General features: G+C 42.9%; 1 protein-coding gene. It reads left to right on the top strand.

Features of this window, described 5'->3' with window-relative positions; genetic code table 11:
• Positions 1-11: 11 nt before the first annotated feature.
• A partial coding sequence (locus EHH60_RS36955) for a helix-turn-helix domain-containing protein (RefSeq protein WP_072651126.1) occupies positions 12-403 on the top strand: 392 nt, incomplete at its 3' end.

Genomic DNA, 403 nt, shown 5'->3' with positions numbered 1-403 from the left:
GGGAAAAAATCATGTTTATTGATTCAGAAAAACGACTGAAACAACTTTCAGATGAGGCAAAGAAAAACACCGAGGATCTCGAAGAAGCAAAGAAAAATTCAAGGTTTACACAGGTATCCCCAAAAGGTTGGGAACGTGTTCGAGAGCTGCTGAAGGATAGCCAAGGCATATCAGCACTGAAGCTGTACTCATTTTTAGCGGAGCATATCGATCCTACGTGTGGCGCTGTCGTTGCGGATCAGCAATTCCTAGCTGAAAAACTTGGAGTTAGCAGAAGCACAATTATTCGGTGGCTCAATTACTTAGAATCAAAAAATGCATTAGTTAGAATCCCCGTTGCTGGTAAGGTTTGTGCGTATGCCCTCGATCCACATGAAGTCTGGAAGGGATACAACACTACGAA

The sequence above is a fragment of the Bradyrhizobium sp. RP6 genome, from assembly GCF_003837805.1.
Classification (GTDB): domain Bacteria; phylum Pseudomonadota; class Alphaproteobacteria; order Rhizobiales; family Xanthobacteraceae; genus Bradyrhizobium.
The sequence above is the reverse complement of the archived record's forward strand: the minus strand, read 5'-3'. Positions and strand labels throughout refer to the sequence as shown.